This is a genomic window from Kribbella sp. NPDC003557, from assembly GCF_040610805.1.
Taxonomy (GTDB): Bacteria; Actinomycetota; Actinomycetes; order Propionibacteriales; family Kribbellaceae; genus Kribbella.
In genome coordinates, this window is sequence record NZ_JBEXMY010000010.1 from 105,474 (window position 1) to 126,501 (window position 21,028).

Sequence of the window (21,028 nt, forward strand, 5' to 3'; positions counted from 1 at the left end):
TCCGTCACCCGGATCCACGCCAGGCACCGCCCATGCCCGTGACACAGATCTATCTCGTCCGGCACGGTGAGCCGGACTACGAGCCGATCGATTCCCGCGGGTTACCGGGGCCGGCCGCCGATTCCGCCCCACTCACCGCCCTCGGCCGGAAACAGGCCGAGGAACTCGCCGACCTGCTCGGCGGCATCCGCGCGACCTACCTGGTCAGCTCGCCGTTCACCCGGGCCCTGCACAGCGCCGCGATCATCGGCCACCGGCTCGCCCTCGGCGTCAAGGTCGACTACGACCTGCGCGACTGGTCGCCGGACGACACCGGCCGCTGGCGCGGGGTCTCCGACGTCCGCGCCACCCAGGCCGAGTTCGAGGCGTACGACGGTGAATGGCCGGACGGCATCCAGCGGCCGTGGGAGCCGCTGTCCCGGGTCCGCGAGCGCGCGCAGGCCGCCCTCGCCCGGCACACCGCGAGCACCGACGGACCGGTTCTGGCGATCACCCACGCCACCGTGATCCGCGCCCTGACCGGCGAGCGGAGCACCGCTCACGGGGCCCATGAGTACTACCGCTACGACCCCGCGATCGGTGCCTGAGGCATCTGCACGTGCAGACGAACTTGCAGCGTTGAAGTGACTCATGTCACATCAATTGAGGACGTGAACACGCCTGCCGCCTGAAAAGCGCCGATCGCGGCTCGCGACGCCACGCGGCGATAACGAATGGCCCGAACTTCGAGACAACAAGGGTTGAACTACGTAAGAGATGAGCATAGTTTTCACCGAGCGCCCGTCCGCGCTTACGGTGAGTCAAGGAGGTTGCCATGTCGAGAGGGATGCCTCGCCTGCCCCGCCCGCTCATGGATCTGTGGGACTGGCAGTCGCAAGCCGCATGCCGGGACGTCAACCCGGAGCTCTTCTTCTCGCCCGAATCGGAGCGTGGCGTCCGCAAACGCGCCCGCGAGATGGTGGCCAAGTCGCTGTGCGGCACCTGCCCGGTCCAGCCCGAATGCCGGCAGCACGCCCTGTCCGTCGGTGAGCCGTACGGCGTGTGGGGCGGCACCACGGAGTCCGAGCGCGACAACACCCTCCTGCCCGAGCACCGCAAGTCCGCGTAGGAGCCGCTGGTCCGTCCTACCGCTCAGGATTCCCGTCGTCGGTCTCGGAGGACGAGTCCTCGGACCCCTTGATGTCCTTGGGGTCCGGCTGGTCCTCCGGCTCCGGCGGTCGCACGGTCGTGCGCGGGTCCCGGTAGCGATCCAGTGACTTGAGGAAGTCCGGGTCGTCGTCGGGCGCCAGCGGCCGCGCGGTGGGCTGCGACGGCGGCTGCCGCCGTACGGCCCGGTCCTGGCGGTTGGCGTGTGCCCGCGACATCAGCAGCCAGACGATCGGCCCGGCGAACGGGACGAACACGATCAGGACGATCCACAGCAGCTTCGGCAGATGCGGCACGTCCTCGTCGGGTGTCTGGATGCACGAGAACAGCGCGTACACGGTGAGCACCAGGCTGATCAGGAACGGCAGGAATCGGACCACGTACCCACAGTACGGCCAGTCCGGCCACAGGGTCCGACCAGCGGGCCGGATCAGCGGGCCGAGGTGGTGAGTCCGCGTGCCCGCAGCACGCTGTTCTCCAGCGGCCGGAACACCAGCAGCTCGATGCCGACGCCGACCACGAAGATCAGCACGATGCCGGCGAACACCATCGAGATGTCGGACAGCGACATGCCGTTGTGCAGGTACTGGCCGAGGCCCTCGCCGAGCTCCGGTGAGGTCGCGATCAGCTCGGCGGCCATCAGCGACCGCCACGAGAACGCCCAGCCCTGCTTGAGTCCGCCGAGGAACCCGGGCAGCGCGGCCGGCAGCAGGATGTACCGGATCCCGCCGAGCCGCCCGGCTCCGAGGGCCTGGCCGACCCGCGGCAGGATCGGCGGCACCTGGTCGAGGCCGGACACCAGCCCGTTCGCGATCGACGGCACCGCGCCGAGCAGCACGACCCAGTAGATCGCCCGGTCGTTCAGCCCGAACCACAGGATCGCGGCCGGCACCCACGCCACCGACGGCAGGCTCTGCAGCCCCGACACCAGCGGCCCGATCCCGCGCCGGACGACGCGCAGGTTCGCGATCGCGAGGCCCAGCGGTACGGCGATCAGCAGCGAGATCGCGAAGCCGATGACGGCGCGGTGCACCGACACCCAGAACAGCTCGGCGATGTCGCCGCTCGTGACGAGCTGCCAGATCTGGCCCCAGACGGCGGCCGGCGCGGGCAGCTTGAACTCGGGCCAGAACGCGGCCGCCCACAACGCCTGCCAGATCGCCACCAGCACGACGATCGCGCCGACCGGCGGCAGCACCCGGCCCGCGATCCGGCGGGCCCGGGAACCGTCCGCCGCGACGACCGGCGTGTCGAGGGCGTCGAGACCGGCCTCGACCGAGCCCTCGTCGCGGACCTCAAGCTGCGGCATGGCTGCTGATCACCTTGCGCAGTGCGGCGTTGATCTCGTCGACGGCGTCGGAACCGCCGTCCACCTCCCACTGCCGGACGACCCGGCCGGGCCGCGACGACAGCAGCACGACACGCTGCCCGAGCCGCACGGCCTCGCGGACGTCGTGCGTGACGAACAGGATGGCCGTACCGGTGGCGCGCCAGATCCGCAGCAGCTCGCCCTGCAGAACGTCCCGGGTGATCGCGTCCAGCGCCGAGAACGGCTCGTCCATCAGCAGCAACGACGGCTTCCCCGCATCCGCACTGTCGGTCGTCGACGCGAGCGCCCGGGCCAGAGCGACTCGTTGCCGCATGCCACCGGACAGCTCGTGCGGCCGCTTGTCACCGAGGCCGGCGAGCCGCACCAGCTCCAGCAGCTCGGCGGCTTTCGCCCGCCGTTGCGCCTTCGGTACGCCGGCCATCCGCAGTGGCAGCTCGACGTTCCCGGCGGCCGTCAGCCAAGGCATCAGCGCGGCCTCCTGGAACACCACCGCCGGACGCGACGAGTTCAGTTCGATCCGACCGGCGGTCGGGCGGTCCAGGCCCGCGACCAGGTTGAGCAGAGTGGTCTTGCCGCACCCGGACGCACCGAGCAGGCAGACGAACTCCCCCGCCCGTACCTCGAGGTCGACGCCGTCCAGCGCGACCACCGTCTTGCGGCCGCTCCCGAACGCCTTGCCTACTTGGTGGAACCGCACCGGGCTGAGCTGATGCGGCGGCGCGTCGACAGTCGCGGTCATGAGTCCTCCTACTTCGCGTCGAGGCCGGCAGCGTCGACGGCCGGCTTGCCGGCCTTGGCGAGTACTTCGTTCAGCGGGCCGAGGTCCGCGAAGCCGGCCACCGCCGGCGCCTGCTTCGCGATCCCGGCCGTGACCTGGTCCTTCGCGAGCTGCGGGAAGGTACCGGCGATCGGGTCCGCGGTGATCGTGATGTGCTCGAACGCCCGGTCGATGACGGCCGGCTTCAGCGCCTTGCCGGTCGCCTCCTTCAGCTGGTCGTTCACCACGGTCTTCGCCTGCGCGGCGTTCGCCGTACTGAAGTCGATGGCCGCGACCAGGCCGGACAGCAAGGCCTTGACGGTCTCCGGGTGCTCCTGCAGGAACTGGGTCCGGACGATCAGCACGGTCGTCGGGAACTTGCCGTCGGGCCACAGCGACGCCTCGTCGAGCAGGACCTTCGCGCCGGCGTCCAGGACCAGCCGCGACGACCACGGCTCGGGCAGCCAGGCCGCGTCCACGTCGCCCTTCTTGAAGGCGTCGAGGGTCTGCGCGTTCTCCAGGTTGGTCACCTTGACCTTGCCGGTCAGCTTCTGCTCGGCGAGCCACTTCTTCAGCGACACGTCCTGGGTGTTGCCGAGCTGCGGCGTGACGACGGTCTTGCCGACCAGGTCGGCGGGCTTGGTGATGGTCGGCCTGACGACGAGCTGCGCGCCGCCGGACGTCGCGCCGGCGATCAGCCGGACCGCTTCGCCGTTCGACTTCGCGTAGGCGTTGATCGCCGGCCCGGAGCCGATGAACGACGCGTCCAGCGAGCCGCCGAGCAGCGCGCCCACGGCCTCCGGCCCGGCGTTGAACTTGGTCGGCACCAGCTTCGTGCTGCCGAGCTCCTTGGCGAACAGGCCCTGGCCGAGACCGACCAGCGCGGCGGCGTGGGTGACGTTCGGGAAGTAGCCGAGCCGCAGTTCGGCGGCGGGGCCCTTGTCGTTCGGAACTGCGGTCGTCTCGTTGCCGTCGGCACGGGAGCAGCCCGCGGCGGCGACGGTCAGCGCGAGAGCGGAAATGAGCAGGCGGAACGGACGGAAGATGCTCACAGGGGGAACCTCTGTCTTGGCGGAGGGAGAAGCTCAGGAAGCGGGCTCGAGCTCGGTCTCGTCGAGGAGACGCTCGGCCTCGCGGACGGTACGGCGGGCCGGGGCGCGGACGCCGTACGCGACGATCGCGGCCCAGCCCAGCACGAGCGCCGCGTAGACGGCGTAGCGCGGGCCGGTGCTGACGTCGAGGCCGTTCAGCACGGTGCGGGCGTTGGTCAGGATCAGCACCAGGCCGACGCCGACGCCGAGCCAACGGGTGGCCAGGCGGGACACCAGCCACGCGGCCAGCGGTGCCGCGAGGACGCCGCCGATGAGCAGCGCCGCGACGATGCCGAACGGCAGGTTCTTCCCGCCCAGTCCGAACAGGAACCCGATGCTGGCGGCGACCGAGACCAGGAACTCGGCCGCGTTCACCGACCCGACGGCGCGCCGCGGCGCGAGTTTGCCGCTGGACAGCAGCGCGGAGTTCGCGACCGGTCCCCAGCCGCCGCCACCGGTGGCGTCGATGAAGCCGGCCACCAGGCCGAGCGGGCCGAGGAACCTCCCGGCCGGACGGCCCTCGATCACGGCCCGGACCTTCCCGGTGCCGAACCGGACCAGGATGTAGACGCCGAGCAGGAGCAGCAGCCCGGCCACCCACAGCGACGCGGACTCGGTCGACAAGCTGGACAGGAACGTCGCGCCGGCGAACGCGCCGGCCGCGCCCGGGACGCCGATCAGCGCGACGACGCGCCAGTCGACGTTGCCGAACCGCCAGTGCGACAGGCCGGAGGCGAGCGTGGTGCCGACCTCGGCCAGGTGCACCGAGGCGGAGGCGACGGCGGGGGTGATCCCGGTGATCAGCAGGGCGGTGCTGGCGGTGACGCCGTAGGCCATGCCGAGGGTGCCGTCGACGAGCTGGGCGATCGAGCCGAGCAACGCGATCAGGATGAGACGACGCACGGAGGTACTCCTGCGGACGGGAGGGAGACGGACGGGAGAGTTACGCCGTCGGTCGACAACCCGAGGAGTTCACGCGCAGCAGATCGACGTGCCGGCGCCGCGTGAGGGCGTCTCCGGGCGCGTTCGCGATGATCTGCATGGCTCTATGAAAGCGGACAAAGTCGAGCAAGATGCTCAGGTTTCAGCATCTGGACCTGTCAATCACTTACCGAGACAAGCGATCACAAGTGATCATCGGCCGGATCTGGTCACACGGTTGAAAGCCGGGCGCCGCGCTGCCTACGGTCCTCAGCGTGCTGACTCCTCGATCGCTCAAGACCGAGTACTCCGTCCGGCCGCTCGGGCTCGACGTACCGCGCCCACGGTTCAGCTGGGTCGCCGTCGCGCCCGGTTACGGCGCGACGCAGACGGCGTACCAGGTCCTGGTCGCCTCCGCGCCGGAGCTGCTGATGCCGGAGAGCGCCGACGTGTGGGACTCGGGCAAGGTCGGGTCGGCCAGCACCTTCGGGATCGAGTACGACGGCCCGGCGGCTGCTCGGACGCGGTACCACTGGACCGTCAGGCTGTGGGACGGTGACGACGAAGCCGGCGAGTGGGCCGAGCCGTCGTGGTTCGAGACCGGCCTGCTCGACGAGGGGTTCACGAGCGCGCAGTGGATCGGCGGGGCGACGGAGAGCGCGCCGCTCCTCCGGCGCGGCTTCACGGTGGACGGCACTGTGAAGCGGGCGCGGCTCTACGCCAGCGGCCTCGGCTACGCGGACCTCCGGCTCAACGGCCAGCCCGTCAGCGACGCGGTCCTCGACCCCGGCTTCACCGCCTACGACCGCACGGTCTTGTACGTCACGCACGACGTGACCGAACTCGTGCGGTCCGGCGACAACGTGGTCGGCGCCGAGCTCGGCCGCGGCTTCTTCGGCATGACCTCGGTGAACGTCTGGCGCTGGCACGACACCCCGTGGACCGCCGACCCGCGGCTGATCGCGCGGCTGGTCGTCGAGTACGACGACGGCCGGGTGGACGAGGTGGTGACAGACGAGAGCTGGCGGATCACCGGCGGGCCGACGCTGTCGGACTCGCTGTACCTGGGTGAGACGTACGACGCCCGGCGCGCGCTGCCCGGCTGGGACACGGCCGGGTTCGACGACACCTCCTGGCCGGCGGCATCGGTCGTCGAGGCACCCGCCGGCACGCTGACCGCGCAGACCCACGAGCCGATCCGGGTGATCGAGACCGTCGACCCGGTCGAGGTGACCGAGGTCCGGCCGGGCGTGTGGATCGCGGACTTCGGACGGACGGTGGCGGGCTGGACCAGATTGTCGGTCACCGCGCCGGCCGGCACGACGATCAGCCTCACACACGGCGAGACGGTGGCCGACGGCGCTGTGGCCGCGTGGAACGTGCACGTCGACGGCGACCGGATCCAGCGCGACGAGTACATCGCGGCCGGCACCGGGGCCGAGACGTGGGAGCCGCGGTTCTCGTACAAGGGCTTCCGGTACGTGCAGATAGAGGGCGCGCCGGCCCAGGTGCAGATGCGGGTGGTGAACTCCGACGTCGCGTCGGCCACCAACTTCGCCTCGACGCAGTCGTCGTACGAGGTGTTCGAGCGGGCGATGCGCCGGACGATCCTCGGCAACCTGCACGGGATCCCGACCGATACGCCGTACTTCGAGAAGAACGGGTGGACGGGTGACGCGCAGGTCGGCGCGCCGACGATGCTCGCGACGCTCGACCTGGCGCGGTTCTTCACCAAGTGGCTCGGCGACATCCGCGACAGTCAGGCGGACTCCGGGCAGCTCCCGGTGATCGTGCCGTCGAGCGGCTGGGGATTCACCGACCTGTCCCCCGCGACCGAGTGGCCGACCGTCTATCCGTTCCTGCTGCGGGAGATGTACCGCTGGTACGGCGACGAGCGGCTGCTCCGCGAGCACTGGGACTCGCTGACGCGCTATCTCGCGTGGGAGCTGGACCGGGTCGAGGACGGGCTGTCGGTCAGTGTGCTCGGCGACTGGCTGCCGCCGGGCTTCGGCAGCGGCCCGGCGCCGGAGGACCGGCGGCTGACGGGTACCGCGTACCTCTACCGGGCGCTGGTGGTCGCGGCGGAGATCGGCGATCTCATTGGGCAGCCCAACGACTACCGGAAGGCGGCCGGTGAGCTGGCGGACGGGTTGAACCGGACGTTCCTGGACCGCGCGTCCGGCCGCTACCGATCGGACGACGACCCGGACTACCGCCAGACGTCCAACGCCGTGCCGCTGGCGTTCGGGATCGTGCCGGAGGACATGGTCGCGCAGGTCGCGGCCGGCCTCGCGGCGGACGTCGAGGCGCGCGGCTTCCATCTCAACACGGGCTGCCTGGGCGTCGGCGTCCTGCTGCCGGTGCTGACCGCGCACGGGTACGGCGATGTGGCGACGAAGGTCGCGCTGCAGCGGAGCTACCCGAGCTGGGGCTACTGGTTCGACCTCGGCGCGGACACGATGTGGGAGAAGTGGGAGGACGACTCGCGGTCGCGGAACCACTACTTCCAGGGCACCGTCGTGCAGTGGATCTTCGAGAACGTCGCCGGGCTCCGGGTCGTCGACGCGGGCAGCGAGCGGATCGTCGTCCGGCCGGACGCCCGCGACGAGGTGGACTCGGCGAGCATCAGGACCGAGACGATCCGCGGGCGGGTGTCGGTGTCCTGGACGAAGACCGGGCGGGTGCTGTCGCTGGACGTGCAGGTGCCGGTCGGGACCACGGCCGAGATCCACGTGCCGTCGGCGCGGGCTTCGGACGTCGACGCCGTGCCGCAGTCGTTCGCGGGCACCCCGACGTACGACGAGGGCTACACGATCTACACGGTCGGCGCCGGGCAGTGGGCGTTCACGAGCCGCTCCGCTTGACGTAGATGAGGTCGCGGACGGCGCGCCCTTCGGCCTGCGCACGGGACTCGAACTTGGTCACCGGCCGCCACTCGGGCCGCGGCGCCCAGCCGTCGTCCCCGGAGTCGTGCTGGTACTTGTTGGCCAGCGTCGGCTCGGCCTCGCACGCCGCGAGCATGCCGTCGGCGTAGTCGGCCCAGTCCGTTGCCAGGTGCAACGTCCCGCCCGGCTGCAGGCGGTCGGCGATCAGCGCCACGAACGGCGCCGTGACGAGCCGGCGCTTGTGGTGCCGCTTCTTCGGCCACGGGTCCGGGAAGTAGATCCGGACGCCGGCCAGCGTGCCGGGGGCGACGTGATCGCGCAGGAAGTCCAGCGCGTCGCCCTGCAGCAGGCGGACGTTGTCGAGGTCGTACTTCTCCACCCAGAGCATCAGCTGGCCGAGACCGGCCGGGTAGACCTCCGCGGCCAGGTGGTTGACCTCCGGCGTCGCGACCGCGAGCTGTGCGGTCGCCTCCCCCATCCCGGAGCCGATCTCCAGCACGGTCGGCGCGTCCCGCCCGAACCACTCGGCCAGATCCAGGACGCCGGGCGGCAGATCCTCCTGCGTCCGGCCCAGGTCCTGCCAGTGGGATTCCCAGACGCGCTTCTGGCCGGCCGTCATCCGCACGCTGCGGCGGACAGTGCTGAAGACACCGGCTTGCCTGACCTGATCTGTTGCTCCCACCAGGTGAATTCTAGAAGCACCTGATCCGTAGGGGTCCGGGAGGTCTCCTGGTCAGTCGTCCCAGAACAGGTGCGCCACGGTGTTGTGGGCGCGGCGCGTGGTGCGCAGGTAGTCGTCGGAGAAGCGGCCGGACTCGCCGGGCGGGTAGCCGCAGATCTGCGCCACGGCGGCGAGGTCTCGCGGGTCGCGGGGCAGCGAGTCGCCGGGGCGGCCGCGGACCAGCATGATCGCGTTGCGGATCCGGGTGGCCAGCTCCCAGGCGGCCTGGAGCGTGTCGGCCTCGGACGAGTCGACGAGGCCGGCCTCCACCCCGGCACGCAGCGCGGTGAGCGTGCGCGTCGTGCGGAGGCTCGGGACGCGGTGCGCCTCGCGGAGCTGGAGCAGCTGGACGGTCCACTCGATGTCGGCCAGGCCGCCGCGACCAAGTTTGGTGTGCGTGGCCGGGTCCGCGCCGCGCGGCAGCCGCTCGGCATCGACGCGGGCCTTGATCCGGCGGATCTCCATCACGTCCCGCTCGCGGATGCCGTTCTCCGGGTAGCGCAACGGGTCGATCAGCTCGCGGAACGACCGGCACAGGTCCGCGTCGCCGCACAACGGGTCGGCGCGCAGCAGCGCCTGCGCCTCCCAGACGGCCGACCAGCGCGCGTAGTACGAGGCGTACGACGCGAGGGTCCGGACCAGCGGTCCCTGCCGGCCCTCCGGGCGCAGGTCCGCGTCGATCGCGACGGCCGGATCGGCGCCCGGCAGCGCGAGCATCCGGCGCAGCTCGGTCGCGGCCTGGGTGGCGAAGTCGGTCGCCTTCTTCTCGTCCGCGCCCGGGAGCGGGTCGTGCACGAACATCACGTCGGCGTCGCTGCCGTACCCGAGCTCGTGGCCGCCGAACCGGCCCATCGCGACGATCGACATCCGGGTCGGCTCCGGCTCCCCCTTCGCGACCGCCTTGCGGACGACTTCGAGCGCGGTCGTCAGGGTGCCGACCGAGACGCTCGTCAGGGCGTCGCCGACCGCCTCCACGTCGAGCAGGCCGGACAGGTCCGCGGCCGCGATCCGGAACAGCTCCCGGCGCCGGACCGCGCGGATCGCCGCGACCGCGGCCTCCGGCGCGTCCTGCCGCCGGGCGGCCGCGGACATCTCGGCGAGCAACGCCTCCTGGGTGCGCGGCGTCAGCTCGCGCTCGTCGGCGAGCATCGCCGTCGCCTCCGGCGCACGCTGCAGCAGGTCGACGGCGTACCGGCCGCTGGCGAGCAGGTGCGCGAGCCGCTCGGCCGACGCGCCTTCGTCGCGCAACTGGCGCAGGTACCAGGGTGTCGAGCCGAGGGCGTCGGAGATCGTACGGAACGCCAGCAGGCCGGCGTCCGGATCGGGCGACTCGGCGAACCAGCCGAGCATCGCGGGCAGCAGCGCCTTCTGGATCGACGAGCGCCGCGAAACACCTTCGGACAGCGCCTCGATGTGCCGCAGCGCCGAGGCGGGATCGGCGTACCCGAGGGCGGTCAGCCGTTGCTTGGCGGCCTCGGGCGTCAGCCGGACCTCACCGCCGGGGATCCGCGCGACGGCCGCGAGCAGCGGTCGGTAGAACAGCTTCTCGTGCAGGCGCCGCACCTCGAGGGCGTGCTTCTTCCACGCCGCGGTGAGGTCGGTGACCGGGTTCTTCGTGAAGCCGAGCGACCGGCCGAGGCGCCGCAGGTCGGCCTCGTCGTCCGGGACGTGATGCGTCCGGCGGAGGCGGTACAGCTGGATGCGGTGCTCCATCGACCGCAGGAACCGGTACGCGTCGGCGAGGACGGCGCCGTCCGTGCGGCCGACGTACCCGCTGCTCGTCAGGCTCTCCAGCGCCACCAGCGTCGTACCGCTGCGGACCGACTCGTCGCTGCGGCCGTGCACGAGCTGCAGCAGCTGGACGGCGAACTCGACATCGCGCAGTCCGCCGGGACCGAGCTTCAGCTGGCGGTCGACATCCGCGGCCGGGATGTGGTCGATCACGCGCCGGCGCATCGCCTGCACGTCGGCGACGAAGCCTTCGCGGTCGGCGGCCGACCAGGTGAGCTTGCCGATCGTCTCCTGGTACTGCCGGCCCAGCTCGCGATCGCCCGCGACCGGTCGGGCCTTGAGGAGCGCCTGGAACTCCCACGTCTTCGCCCAGCGCTGGTAGTAGGCGAGGTGGCTGTCGAGGGTGCGGACGAGCGGACCGGACTTGCCTTCCGGGCGGAGCGCGGCGTCGACCGGCCAGAGCGTGCCTTCGCCGGTGTGCGCGGAGCAGATCCGCATCGTGGCCGCGGCGAGCTGCGTCGCGGTCTTCAGGGCGGGCAGCTCCGGTTCGCCGTCGAGCGGCTCGGCCACGAACAGCACGTCGACGTCGCTGACGTAGTTGAGCTCCCGGCCGCCGCACTTGCCCATGGCAACGATCGCGAGCCGGCAGTCGGCGGCGCCGGGATGCAGGGCGAAGTACTCGTTGCGCGCGATGTGCAGGGCGGTCTCGAGCGCTCCTCCGGCGAGATCCGCGAGCACGGCGGCGACCTCGTCGACGAGCAGCCCCTCGGCGAGATCCCGCGCGGCCAGCCGGATCAGCAACCGGCGGTACTCGATCCGGAGCGCATCGACCGGGTTCTCGGCGTCGACCGCCGTCCTCAGCTTCGCGGCGACGTCCTCGACCGACGGCCGGGACCCTGCGAGCGACGGGTCCGCGAGGTCGTACCAGTGCCGCGGATGGACGCCGAGATGCCGCCCGAGCGCCTCACTGGCTCCGAGTACCGAGACGAGCCGCCGGCGGAAGTCGGCATCCATCTCGAGCGTGCGGGCGAACGCGCCCAGGTCGTGCCCGTGCCGGTGCAGCGACTCGGCCATCGCGCACAGGCTGTGCAGCGCGAGGTCGGGATCGGCCGACTCCGAGAGCGTGGTGATCAGCTGCTCGGTGGCCAGCGGGCTGTGCGAGTCGAGCGCGTCCAGGTCCTCGAGCATGCCCGCCGCCCGCTGCGGATCCTCGAAGCCCAGCCGGACCAGCCGGCCCTCCCACGACGATCTCCGACCCTCAGCCACCCCCGCAGGCTATCCAACCCCACTTTGTGCACCGGATCCGCGTCCCACGGGGCTCAGGGCGCGGATCTGATGCACAAAGTCGCGGCGGGATCTCGGCTGGATTGCGATGGATACACGGTGTCGTGTAGCGAACTCGCTCAGTAGTCGGGCATGATGACTGTCCATGGTCATGATGACGGGGTCACTCGCCGTGCGCGGCACGGTGGTGTGGTTGACACCCCAGCAGGGCGGACGCGTCTCCGGGCCGCCGGATCCGGACTACGACTACGACTACACCGCGACGGCGTACCTGCCGCCGCGCACCGCCGACGACGGGCAGGCCGGGCTCGCGCTCCGCCGGTTCGCGCCCGGCGCCTGGCGGACGCCGGCCGAGGGGATTCTCGTTCCTGCCAAGGGGAATCGGGCCCAGCAGGTGATCCCCGGCTGCATCGTCGTCATCACCGAGGGCGTCCGTCCCGTCGGGCTGCTGACCGTCGAAGAGGTCGAGGTGCTGGCCCCTGACGGCACACCCGTTCCGGCCGCCGCCCCGACGTTCGACGCAGTCGTCGAAGCCGCACCGCTGGCTGCCGAACCGCCGTACCGTCACTCCACCGCGGCCGCTCGCTGGACCTCCACCCACGCCTCCGACGACACGCCCTCGCAAACTGCCGGGGTTTGACCCCCAACGCCGCGCACCGGTTGTTCGTCTGAACCGGTGAGAGGACGGTGGTGTGGTGGCCGACTGGGAGCAGGCGTTCCGCGCGTTGCTGGCGACGCGTGGTGGTGCGCTGCGTAGCTACGCCTATCTGTTGACGGGCGACGCGGTGTCGGCCGGCGATCTGGTGCAGGAAGCACTCACGCGGGTGTTCGGGCGGCAACGGGTCGGCGAGGACATCGATCGGCTGGAGGCGTACGTCCGGCGGGCGATGCTGAACCAGTACGTCGACAGCCGCCGCCGGCTCGCGCGGTGGAACGCGACCCGGCACCTGCTGGTCGATCCGCCGCACCACGACGACGACCGGTACGCCGTCGCGGACGAGGTCCGCCGAGCACTGGCGACGCTGTCGCCGCGCCAGCGGGCCTGCGTCGTCCTGCGCTACTACGAGGACCTGACCGTGCCCGAGATCGCCGACGAGCTGAACTGCGCCGAGGGCACCGTGAAACGCCACCTGGCCGACGCCAGAGCCAAACTTGCCACGCAGCTCGCCATCACCGAGGAGAGCACCCCATGACCGACCTGCGCGAACTACTTCGCACCACAGCCGCCGAAGGCGCCGAAGCGGTCGACCTCGCCGAGGACGTCGTTGCCGACCGCATCCGTCGCCGCCGGACCCGCACCAAGCGCTTGGCTGTCGGCGGTGTCGCAGTCGCCGTCGCGGCGGCGATCGCCGGTACCACCTGGCTCGTTCGGCCGGCCCACGAAACCCCATCGCCCGCGAGCGGGCCGGCCCCTCGGATCGTGAGGTCCGATGTGGACAATCCTGCGGTGCTCGAGGCACTGCTCCGCACCACCTTGAGCGCCGACGCGAAAGGCTGCGTCCAGGCCGGCCCGGACCCCACCGCGGTCACGCTCGTGTGGCCACGCGGGTACACCGTCCGTGGCACTGCGCAGTCCTTCGAAATCCTCGACCAGGCGAACAACGTCGTCGCTCGCTCCGGCGTACCCCTCGACATCGGCGGCGGTGGCGTCGACCACTTCAAGCCCACCTGGACCGGCAAAGACTGTGCAACCGCCACCAACCTCTGGTGGGTAGGCCACATCTCCCAGCGCTAGCTGTGATGTCCGGCCTGGTAGGCCGAAGCCGTCTGAGTGTTTCTGCTCATGCCGCGACTGTCCAGATGCCAGACGATCCTGGTATGACGAAGAGCATCCAGCCCCGGCAGACCGCAGCCTTCTACGCCCAGGCGGTCGCCTCCTTCGCCGTCTCGGTTTCGGCGATGGTGATTGCCCTGGCGTATCTCCCGGCCCAGCCCTGGGTACGAGCGTTCCTCGCCCTCGGCCTGCTGTACGTCGTGACATCGACGGTCGTACTGTGCAAGGTCGTCCGGGACCGGCAGGAAATCTCCGAGGTGACGACCCGCGTCGACCAGGCCCGCCTGGACAAACTCCTCACCGAACACGACCCATTCAAAGTCGATTCGTGACCCGCCCGGCAGTCCCCCGACGTACTACAGAACCGGCAGCAGCTTGTTGAGTTCGAAGGGGGTGACCTGGCGGCGGTAGTCCTGCCATTCCGCGCGCTTGTTGCGGAGGAAGAAGTCGAAGACGTGTTCGCCGAGGGTTTCGGCGACCAGCTCGCTGTCCTCCATCGCGCTGATGGCTTCGGCCAGACTGCCGGGGAGCGGCTTGATGCCGAGGGCCTTGCGTTCGCGCGGGGTGAGGGACCAGATGTCTTCCTCGACCTCGGCCGGCAGCTCGTAGCCTTCCTCGATCCCCTTCAGACCGGCGGCGAGCATCAGGGCGAACGCGAGGTACGGGTTGGCGGCCGAGTCCAGCGACCGGAACTCGACCCGCGAGGACTGACCCTTGTGCGGCTTGTACATCGGCACCCGCACCAGCGCGGACCGGTTGTTGTGACCCCACGAGACGAACGACGGCGCCTCGTCGCCGACCGCGAGCCGCTTGTACGAGTTCACCCACTGGTTGGTGACCGCGGTGATCTCGGCCGCGTGATGCAGCAGCCCGGCGATGAACGCCCGCCCGGTCTTCGACAGCTGGTACTGCGCGCCGCCCTCGAAGAACGCGTTCCGGTCGCCCTCGAACAGCGACATGTGGGTGTGCATCCCGGAGCCGGGCTGGTCGGACAGCGGCTTCGGCATGAACGACGCGTAGATGCCCTGCGACAGCGCGACCTCCTTCACCACGACGCGGAACGTCATGATGTTGTCGGCGGTCGACAGCGCGTCGGCGTACCGCAGGTCGATCTCCTGCTGGCCCGGTCCGCCCTCGTGGTGGCTGAACTCGACCGAGATCCCCATCGACTCGAGCATCGTGATCGCCTCGCGGCGGAAGTCGTTGCCGATGCCCTGCGGGGTGTGGTCGAAGTACCCGGACGAGTCGACCGGCTCCGGCGTCGTGCCGGGCGCGCCGACGAGCGACTTGAACAGGTAGAACTCGATCTCCGGGTGCGTGTAGAACGTGAACCCGAGGTCCGCGGCCTTCGACAGCGTCCGCTTCAGCACGTGCCGCGGATCCGCGAACGACGCCGACCCGTCCGGCATGTTGATGTCGCAGAACATCCGCGCGGTGCCCATGGTCTCGCCACGCCAGGGCAGGATCTGGAACGTCGACGGGTCCGGCTTGGCGAGCATGTCGGCCTCGGTCACCCGGGCGAACCCCTCGATCGCCGACCCGTCGAACCCGAGCCCTTCGGCGAACGCACTCTCCAGCTCGGCCGGCGCCACCGCGACCGACTTGAGGAACCCGAGCACGTCGGTGAACCAGAGCCGCACGAAGCGTACGTCGCGCTCCTCCAGCGCGCGCAGCACGAACTCCTGCTGCTTGTCCATCAGTCCACCTCTCACCGGCACGTCGCGGGGTCTCTCACAGTGTGCCCCGCGCTTGTTAAGCAGACGTTACGTGGCGGGGCGGACAGTGCCACGATCAGGGCCTAGCGTGTCCCCTTGTGCAGACGATCTTCCACGCGGCGCTCATCGTGGCGGCGGTGCTGTGCGTCAGCGACCTGATCGTCGGCACCGCCCGGTTCGTGCAGTCGCTGCGGCGTAAACGGCCCGCCGAGCGGGACGTGCTGGGCCGCCGCTGGCTGCCGGTCCCGGAGCTCGGCTTCGGCATGTGCGCGTTCTGCTGCCCGGGCCTGGTCACGCTCGGTCTGACGCATCACGACGCGGACAACCTGCCGACCCGGCAGATCCTGCTCGCCGCCCTGGTTTTCGGGTACGCCGGGGCGGTGCTGTCCCGGGTCGTCCGGACCCCGGGGCCGGGCGGCCGCCGGTTCAAGCTACGCGCCGGCCTGCTGCTCGGTCTGCCGGCCGTGTTCGGCCTGGTCTTCGGCCTCTCGGGCATCCCCGGCTGAGCTCTCGTCCGATCCGCGGCGCGCCCGGTACCAGGGGACGATCCGCTCCAGGGGTGCGAACGCGAGCCAGCAGACGACCGTCGGCAGGAAGTGGATCAGCAGGATCGCGGTGTTCGCGGCGTGGAACCCGAGGAAGAACAGCGCCCCGAACAGCTGCCACCGGCCGCGCAGCCACAGGATCAGCGGCGACAGGAACTCCGCGATGATGCCGACCCACTGCATCACGTGCAGCATCCACGGGTAGTGCAGCAGCCACTCGCCGACCGGATGCGGCCGCCGCACGATCGCCCAGGTGAGTACGGCGCTGCCGGGCCAGGTCAGCGCCCATCCGGCACTGCGGAGTTTCGCCACCGCGGACAGGAAGTACGTCGCGATGACGCTGATCTGGATGCACCGGATCGCCCAGCCGGCCGCCTCCGACCGGGTCTGGTCGCCGTACCGCGCCCGGCCCACGGTCGGGAGCACCCAGAGCGCGATCACGAGCGCGAGGTGGTCGTGGTCGACCTTCCCGTCGCTCATCCCGATCAGCACCCACCAGGTGAACGCCGGCGCGACGACCCAGCCGGCGATCCGCGGGAAGTAGTTGGTCGCGCCGATCAGGCAGGCGGCGATCAGGACGATGTACAGCGCGGTGGTGTTCGCGACCGAGGGCTTCGGGAGGTCGAGGAGGCGGGCCAGGAGCAGCGGCTGGTACAGCCCGGGGTGCTCGCCCTTGTCGCGGGTGTCGCGGACGAAGGCGTGCATGTCGAGGATGACGAACAGGTACAGGACCGTCCGCAGCCAGGCGATCCGGCCGAGCGCGATCGCCGGGGTGAACCACTTCATCGGGTCACCGTCCAGGTCGCGAGCACCTGCGAGTTCGGCGGCCCCTCGACCCGGCCTTTCACCAGCTGGGTCGTGTCCCGGATCAGCTCGAGCTTCACGTACTTCGGCTGGTCGGGATGCTTGCGCGCCCACCCGTCCGCGACCTGCTGCAGCAGCGACGGGTCCTTGACGATCTCGCCGGCCCGCGCCTCGATCTCTGCCCGCGCGACGCCGGCGCCCTCGATGTTCAGCGGGACGTCGACCGTCGTACCGGCGTCCGTCTGCGCGCTGATCCGGGTGTAGTCGATCTTGGCGTCGTCGGGGACCGACATCGCGTACTGCGACATCGGCCCGAACGGCCAGGCGTCGTCGGTGGCCCGCACCGATCCGTTGATCAGCAGACCGATACCGGCAAGCGCGACGACCACCCGCACTCCCCGGCCGAGCCGTCCCACCCGCACCACGTCCGGTGCCTCCTGACTCTGTGTCACTGCAGCATTAGATCATTCCGGTTTGGGCGGGTCTTTGGTAGGGAATTTTCCTAGACATGACCGCCCCAGAAAATATCCAACGTGCCCGGGTCACCCGGCGCACCCTGCTCGGCGCCACCGCCGGTGGGGTGCTGCTGGCCGGCGCGACCATGCCCACAGCAGCGCATGCCGCCCCGGCGCCGCGCTGTTACACGCGCACCGAATGGTCGGCGCGCCCGCCCCGGTCCGCGACGCAGGTGATCGGCAAGCCCGATCACATCGTCATCCACCACACCGCGAGCCCGAACGTCACCGACTACTCGCTCGCGGCGGCGTACAAGGTCCAGCACTGGATCCAGGACCTGCACATGGATACCAACGGCTGGATCGACATCGGCAACCAGCTGACGATCAGCCGCGGCGGCTTTCTGATGGAGGGCCGCAGCAAGTCGTTGTCGTCGATCAACAACGGGCAGAACGTGCTCGGCGCCCAGACCGCGAACAACAACAGCCACACGATCGGCATCGAGCACGAAGGCATTTACGTCAGCGAGAACGTGCCGGTCGCGCTGTTCGACATGTCGGTGCTGACGTGCGCGTGGCTGTGTACGAAGTACAACCTGGACCCGCACGCGGCGATCGTCGGGCACCGCGACTACAACACGACGCAGTGCCCGGGTGACGTGTTCTACGCGCGGCTCCCGGAGTTGCGGGACCGGGTGGCCGCGGTTCTTCTCGGCTGATAGGTGATCCGCCTGATCAGGACTTCGAACGGGCCGCGGTAGTCGGCCCGGCGCATCCGGTCGGCGAGCAGGACGGTCGCCAGCCAGGTCGCGAGGGCGAGCAGTGCCGTCGTGGTCGTGGTGAGAGTGCCCGAGAGGTCGAGCAGGTACGGCGTGAACACGACGGCCCAGACGACGGACTGGGACAGGTAGCACGTCAACGATCGTTGTCCGACGGCGGCGATCGCCCGCGTCACCGGGCGGTCGCCGACCCGGTGCGCGATCAGGACGATCAGCGCGGCGTACCCGAGTCCGCCGAGGACGCCGGTCGCGTCGTGCAGCGGGCCGAGGACCGTGACCGCGTGGTCGCTCGGCCGGGCGAGTACGCCGCCGACGACCAGCGAGATCGGGAGCGCGCCGATGATCGCGATCGTCAGACCGAGGAGCGCCGTGGTGCGCAGCAGGGTGAGGTGCTCGGCCGGGCGTTCGAGGATGCGGCGGCGCCCCGCCCACAGACCGATCAGGAACGGCGTGACGAAGCCGATCCAGCCGAGGCCCGCGATGAACGGCTGCACGACCAGCCGGTCCGCGAACTGGCCGAGGAAGGTCGCCGGCACCATCGACGGGTCGGGTCCCTCGATGGAGCCCGCGAGCGTATCGCCGCTCGGCAACGCCGTCATGATCAGCACGATCGCGGCGACGACGAACAGCCAGCGGTCCTTCCAGCGCAGCGCCCAGACGCCGAGGAAGAGCAGCACGCCGTACGCCGCGAGGATGTCGCCGACGTAGAGCAGCATGGCGTGCAGGAAGCCGAGCACGACCAGGACCAGGCTGCGGCGCCACAACAGCTTGCGGATCGACCACCAGTCGTTGCCCGCGTCGCGCTGCCGGCGGACGATCTGCGCGACGCCGTACCCGAAGAGGACGCCGAACATGGGGAACGCCCGACCGTCGACGAGCGTCGAGATCAGCAGCCCGAGACCGCGGTCCACGGTCGATCCGTCCGTCGGGAAACCGCTGAAGTACGCCGTGCCGGCGATGAAGTAGTGCGAGTTGGCGAGAGCGATGAACAGCAACATGAAGCCACGCGCGAGGTCCGGCCCCAGCGCACGTTCACGCAGTCCGGTCGGCCCACCCTGAATGCTCATGCTCCCCAGTCAAGGCGCGCCCCAACGCCGACACATCCAACAAAAGTCCCGGCCCGCCGAACCTTCGTCGCTGTTCGACAGATGCAGGCACAGCGCGGTGAACAACCTGAGGCGTTGGTAAGAGGTTGGTGACGGGCGTGGGGTCGGGCCGGGGGAACCAGTACTGTGCTCTCGTGCCTCAGCTTCGGGTAGCGCTTGCTCAACTCAATGTGACCGTGGGTGACATCGACGGGAACGCGGACAAGATCGTCGCGTGGACCCGGAACGCGGTCGAGCGCGGCGCGCATCTGGTGGCGTTCCCGGAGCTCGGACTGACCGGTTATCCGGTGGAGGACCTGGCGTTGCGCGCGTCGTTCGTCGACGCCTCCCAGGCCCGGATCGGCAAGCTCGCGCAGCGGCTCGCCGACGAAGGTCTCGGCGACATCGTGGTGATCTGCGGCTACCTCGACCGCGCGAGCGGTACGGCGATGGGCATCGACCGCCTCGGCCGCCCGAAGGGCTCGCCCACCAATGCCGCGGCGGTCATCCACCAGGGCCGCGTCGTCACCAGCGCCGTCAAACACCACCTGCCGAACTACGGCGTCTTCGACGAGTTCCGGCACTTCGTCCCCGGCAACACCCTGCAGGTCGTGCGCATCCACGGCATCGACGTCGCGCTGGTGATCTGCGAGGACCTCTGGCAGGACGGCGGTCCGGTCGCGGTCACCCGTGCGGCCGGCGCGGGGCTGCTGCTCGTCGTGAACAGCTCTCCGTACGAGGCCAACAAGGACGACGTCCGCGGCGATCTCGTCCGGCGCCGCGCCCGCGAGGCCGGCTGCGCACTCGCGTATGTCAACCTCGTCGGCGGCCAGGACGAGCTGGTCTTCGACGGCGACTCGCTGATCGCCGACCCCGACGGCACGATCTTCGCCCGGGCACCGCAGTTCGAGCAGGGCAGCATGGTCGTCGACCTCGACCTGCCTGCCGCGTCAGGCACGCCGCAGGGCACCCACGAGGGCATCGAGATCGTCCACACGGTGCTCCAGGACGACCCGCTCCCGCCGTACGAGCCGATCGCCGCGAACATCGCGCCGCGGCTGTCCGACGAGGCCGAGATGTACGGCGCGATCGTCACCGGACTCCGCGACTACGTGCAGAAGAACGGCTTCAAGTCGGTGCTGCTCGGACTGTCCGGCGGCATCGACTCGTCGCTGGTCGCCGCGATCGCCTGTGACGCGATCGGCGCCGAGCACGTGTTCGGGATCTCCAACCCGAGCGTGTACTCCAGCGACCACTCCAAGGACGACGCCGCCGAGCTCGCCGCGCGGACCGGGCTGAACTATCGCGTCGTCCCGATCCAGCCGATGGTGCAACCGTTCCTGGACACGCTCGGCCTGACCGGGCTGGCCGAGGAGAACCTGCAGGCCCGCGTCCGGGCGGTGATCTGGATGGGTTTGTCAAACGCCGACGGCCACCTGGTGCTTGCCTGTGGCAACAAGTCGGAGCTGTCCGTCGGGTACTCGACGATCTACGGCGACGCGGTCGGCGGGTACGCGCCGCTGAAGGACGTGCCGAAGACCGTCGTCTGGCGGCTCGCGAAGTGGCGGAACGCGGACGCGAAGGAGAAGGGGCAGCAGCCCTCGATCCCGGAGAACTCGATCGCCAAACCGCCGTCGGCCGAGCTCCGCCCGGGGCAGCAGGACACCGACTCGCTGCCGCCGTACGACCTGCTCGACGACATGCTCGACGACTACGTCGAGCAGGACCGCGGCAGCGCCGAACTCGTCGCCGCCGGGTTCGACACCGAGCTGGTGACCAGGACGATCCAGCTCGTCGACAAAGCCGAGTACAAGCGCCGGCAGTACCCACCGGGCCCGAAGATCACCCACAAGGCCTTCGGCCGGGACCGCCGGTTGCCGATCACCAACGCATGGCGTGAGGACGCACGAAAGGCGGCCGAGCACTGAGTGACTCCTGGCGGTACCGCCCATCCACAGACACCCCGTGGAGTTCGCCCGACGAGCTCCACGACCGCTCCGGCCTG

General features: G+C 70.3%; 22 protein-coding genes. 10 read left to right on the forward strand and 12 right to left on the reverse strand.

What is annotated here, in order from left to right:
* Positions 1 to 32 precede the first annotated feature (32 nt).
* Both ABZW60_RS35385 and ABZW60_RS35390 read left to right on the forward strand, forming a co-directional pair.
* A complete protein-coding gene (locus ABZW60_RS35385) occupies positions 33 to 587 on the forward strand; it encodes a histidine phosphatase family protein (protein WP_355484436.1) in 555 nt (184 codons plus the stop codon).
* 227 nt (positions 588 to 814) lie between these two features.
* Complete coding sequence (locus ABZW60_RS35390; protein WP_131350551.1) at positions 815 to 1,108, forward strand: WhiB family transcriptional regulator; 294 nt, start codon at positions 815 to 817, stop codon at positions 1,106 to 1,108.
* Positions 1,109 to 1,124: 16 nt separating this feature from the next.
* Here the strand turns inward: ABZW60_RS35390 and ABZW60_RS35395 are convergent, their stop codons facing one another.
* From ABZW60_RS35395 to ABZW60_RS35420, 6 genes are read right to left on the reverse strand one after another with little or no spacing between them, the layout of a single operon-like run.
* On the reverse strand, positions 1,125 to 1,526 hold the full coding sequence (locus ABZW60_RS35395; protein ID WP_355484438.1) for a PLD nuclease N-terminal domain-containing protein: 402 nt from the start codon (positions 1,524 to 1,526) through the stop codon (positions 1,125 to 1,127).
* Positions 1,527 to 1,576: 50 nt separating this feature from the next.
* Positions 1,577 to 2,455, reverse strand: coding sequence for an ABC transporter permease (locus ABZW60_RS35400; protein ID WP_355484440.1), 879 nt, complete (start codon positions 2,453 to 2,455; stop codon positions 1,577 to 1,579).
* On the reverse strand, positions 2,442 to 3,215 hold the full coding sequence (locus tag ABZW60_RS35405) for an ABC transporter ATP-binding protein (protein WP_355484442.1): 774 nt from the start codon (positions 3,213 to 3,215) through the stop codon (positions 2,442 to 2,444). The genes ABZW60_RS35400 and ABZW60_RS35405 overlap by 14 nt, the downstream gene beginning before the upstream one ends.
* A gap of 8 nt (positions 3,216 to 3,223) precedes the next feature.
* A complete protein-coding gene (locus ABZW60_RS35410; RefSeq protein WP_355484444.1) occupies positions 3,224 to 4,285 on the reverse strand; it encodes an ABC transporter substrate-binding protein in 1,062 nt (353 codons plus the stop codon).
* A 33-nt stretch (positions 4,286 to 4,318) separates the two neighbouring features.
* Positions 4,319 to 5,227 (reverse strand): sulfite exporter TauE/SafE family protein, encoded by a 909-nt coding sequence (locus ABZW60_RS35415; RefSeq protein WP_355484446.1) that lies wholly within the window; start codon positions 5,225 to 5,227, stop codon positions 4,319 to 4,321.
* 40 nt (positions 5,228 to 5,267) lie between these two features.
* Positions 5,268 to 5,366, reverse strand: coding sequence for a putative leader peptide (locus ABZW60_RS35420; RefSeq protein ID WP_350277313.1), 99 nt, complete (start codon positions 5,364 to 5,366; stop codon positions 5,268 to 5,270).
* A 154-nt stretch (positions 5,367 to 5,520) separates the two neighbouring features.
* Here ABZW60_RS35420 and ABZW60_RS35425 point away from each other — a divergent pair, with 154 nt between their 5' ends.
* On the forward strand, positions 5,521 to 8,109 hold the full coding sequence (locus tag ABZW60_RS35425) for a family 78 glycoside hydrolase catalytic domain (RefSeq protein ID WP_355484448.1): 2,589 nt from the start codon (positions 5,521 to 5,523) through the stop codon (positions 8,107 to 8,109).
* Here the strand turns inward: ABZW60_RS35425 and trmB are convergent.
* Both trmB and ABZW60_RS35435 read right to left on the reverse strand, forming a co-directional pair.
* The gene (trmB, locus tag ABZW60_RS35430) at positions 8,090 to 8,812 is read right to left on the reverse strand and encodes a tRNA (guanosine(46)-N7)-methyltransferase TrmB (RefSeq protein WP_355484450.1); all 723 of its coding nucleotides are present in this window, start codon (positions 8,810 to 8,812) and stop codon (positions 8,090 to 8,092) included. The genes ABZW60_RS35425 and trmB overlap by 20 nt on opposite strands.
* 51 nt (positions 8,813 to 8,863) lie before the next feature.
* Positions 8,864 to 11,848, reverse strand: a complete 2,985-nt coding sequence (locus ABZW60_RS35435; protein ID WP_355484452.1) for a bifunctional [glutamine synthetase] adenylyltransferase/[glutamine synthetase]-adenylyl-L-tyrosine phosphorylase — start codon at positions 11,846 to 11,848, stop codon at positions 8,864 to 8,866.
* 163 nt (positions 11,849 to 12,011) lie between these two features.
* On the opposite strand from ABZW60_RS35435, the gene ABZW60_RS35440 reads away from it, so the two are divergent.
* From ABZW60_RS35440 to ABZW60_RS35455, 4 genes are all read left to right on the forward strand, one after another.
* Positions 12,012 to 12,506, forward strand: a complete 495-nt coding sequence (locus ABZW60_RS35440) for a hypothetical protein (protein ID WP_355484453.1) — start codon at positions 12,012 to 12,014, stop codon at positions 12,504 to 12,506.
* Between the two features lie 55 nt (positions 12,507 to 12,561).
* Positions 12,562 to 13,059 (forward strand): SigE family RNA polymerase sigma factor, encoded by a 498-nt coding sequence (locus tag ABZW60_RS35445; RefSeq protein ID WP_355484455.1) that lies wholly within the window; start codon positions 12,562 to 12,564, stop codon positions 13,057 to 13,059.
* The gene (locus ABZW60_RS35450) at positions 13,056 to 13,601 is read left to right on the forward strand and encodes a hypothetical protein (RefSeq protein ID WP_355484457.1); all 546 of its coding nucleotides are present in this window, start codon (positions 13,056 to 13,058) and stop codon (positions 13,599 to 13,601) included. The genes ABZW60_RS35445 and ABZW60_RS35450 overlap by 4 nt, the downstream gene beginning before the upstream one ends.
* A gap of 83 nt (positions 13,602 to 13,684) precedes the next feature.
* Positions 13,685 to 13,972 carry a YiaA/YiaB family inner membrane protein gene (locus ABZW60_RS35455; protein WP_355484459.1) on the forward strand — a complete coding sequence of 96 codons (288 nt, stop codon included), beginning with the start codon at positions 13,685 to 13,687 and terminating at the stop codon, positions 13,970 to 13,972.
* Positions 13,973 to 13,996: 24 nt separating this feature from the next.
* Here the strand turns inward: ABZW60_RS35455 and glnA are convergent, their stop codons facing one another.
* Positions 13,997 to 15,337, reverse strand: coding sequence for a type I glutamate--ammonia ligase (glnA, locus tag ABZW60_RS35460; RefSeq protein WP_355484460.1), 1,341 nt, complete (start codon positions 15,335 to 15,337; stop codon positions 13,997 to 13,999).
* Positions 15,338 to 15,453: 116 nt separating this feature from the next.
* Between glnA and ABZW60_RS35465 the strand changes: the two genes are divergently transcribed.
* Positions 15,454 to 15,861, forward strand: a complete 408-nt coding sequence (locus tag ABZW60_RS35465) for a hypothetical protein (RefSeq protein ID WP_355484462.1) — start codon at positions 15,454 to 15,456, stop codon at positions 15,859 to 15,861.
* Here the strand turns inward: ABZW60_RS35465 and ABZW60_RS35470 are convergent.
* Together ABZW60_RS35470 and ABZW60_RS35475 are read right to left on the reverse strand one after the other, a co-directional pair.
* Positions 15,787 to 16,686 carry an HTTM domain-containing protein gene (locus ABZW60_RS35470; protein ID WP_355484464.1) on the reverse strand — a complete coding sequence of 300 codons (900 nt, stop codon included), beginning with the start codon at positions 16,684 to 16,686 and terminating at the stop codon, positions 15,787 to 15,789. The two genes, ABZW60_RS35465 and ABZW60_RS35470, sit on opposite strands and share 75 nt — an antisense overlap.
* Complete coding sequence (locus tag ABZW60_RS35475) at positions 16,683 to 17,156, reverse strand: hypothetical protein (RefSeq protein ID WP_355484465.1); 474 nt, start codon at positions 17,154 to 17,156, stop codon at positions 16,683 to 16,685. The genes ABZW60_RS35470 and ABZW60_RS35475 overlap by 4 nt, the downstream gene beginning before the upstream one ends.
* 56 nt (positions 17,157 to 17,212) lie before the next feature.
* Between ABZW60_RS35475 and ABZW60_RS35480 the strand changes: the two genes are divergently transcribed.
* Positions 17,213 to 17,878, forward strand: coding sequence for a peptidoglycan recognition family protein (locus ABZW60_RS35480; RefSeq protein ID WP_355484467.1), 666 nt, complete (start codon positions 17,213 to 17,215; stop codon positions 17,876 to 17,878).
* Here the strand turns inward: ABZW60_RS35480 and ABZW60_RS35485 are convergent.
* Complete coding sequence (locus tag ABZW60_RS35485; protein WP_355484469.1) at positions 17,824 to 19,005, reverse strand: DUF418 domain-containing protein; 1,182 nt, start codon at positions 19,003 to 19,005, stop codon at positions 17,824 to 17,826. The genes ABZW60_RS35480 and ABZW60_RS35485 overlap by 55 nt on opposite strands.
* A gap of 173 nt (positions 19,006 to 19,178) precedes the next feature.
* Between ABZW60_RS35485 and ABZW60_RS35490 the strand changes: the two genes are divergently transcribed.
* Entirely contained in the window at positions 19,179 to 20,951 is a 1,773-nt protein-coding gene (locus tag ABZW60_RS35490; protein WP_355484471.1) for an NAD+ synthase, read from the forward strand.
* Positions 20,952 to 21,028 lie beyond the last annotated feature (77 nt).

What these genes read in the sequence shown, in the direction of transcription:
- ABZW60_RS35390 (WP_131350551.1), top strand. Translation starts at nt 815, where the DNA reads ATGTCGAGAGGGATGCCTCGCCTGCCCCGCCCGCTCATGGATCTGTGG.
- glnA (WP_355484460.1), bottom strand. Translation starts at nt 15,337, where the DNA reads ATGGACAAGCAGCAGGAGTTCGTGCTGCGCGCGCTGGAGGAGCGCGAC.
- ABZW60_RS35485 (WP_355484469.1), bottom strand. Translation starts at nt 19,005, where the DNA reads ATGAGCATTCAGGGTGGGCCGACCGGACTGCGTGAACGTGCGCTGGGG.
- ABZW60_RS35405 (WP_355484442.1), bottom strand. Translation starts at nt 3,215, where the DNA reads ATGACCGCGACTGTCGACGCGCCGCCGCATCAGCTCAGCCCGGTGCGG.
- ABZW60_RS35385 (WP_355484436.1), top strand. Translation starts at nt 33, where the DNA reads ATGCCCGTGACACAGATCTATCTCGTCCGGCACGGTGAGCCGGACTAC.
- ABZW60_RS35470 (WP_355484464.1), bottom strand. Translation starts at nt 16,686, where the DNA reads ATGAAGTGGTTCACCCCGGCGATCGCGCTCGGCCGGATCGCCTGGCTG.
- ABZW60_RS35420 (WP_350277313.1), bottom strand. Translation starts at nt 5,366, where the DNA reads ATGCAGATCATCGCGAACGCGCCCGGAGACGCCCTCACGCGGCGCCGG.
- ABZW60_RS35400 (WP_355484440.1), bottom strand. Translation starts at nt 2,455, where the DNA reads ATGCCGCAGCTTGAGGTCCGCGACGAGGGCTCGGTCGAGGCCGGTCTC.
- ABZW60_RS35440 (WP_355484453.1), top strand. Translation starts at nt 12,012, where the DNA reads ATGGTCATGATGACGGGGTCACTCGCCGTGCGCGGCACGGTGGTGTGG.
- ABZW60_RS35480 (WP_355484467.1), top strand. Translation starts at nt 17,213, where the DNA reads ATGACCGCCCCAGAAAATATCCAACGTGCCCGGGTCACCCGGCGCACC.
- ABZW60_RS35455 (WP_355484459.1), top strand. Translation starts at nt 13,685, where the DNA reads ATGACGAAGAGCATCCAGCCCCGGCAGACCGCAGCCTTCTACGCCCAG.
- ABZW60_RS35450 (WP_355484457.1), top strand. Translation starts at nt 13,056, where the DNA reads ATGACCGACCTGCGCGAACTACTTCGCACCACAGCCGCCGAAGGCGCC.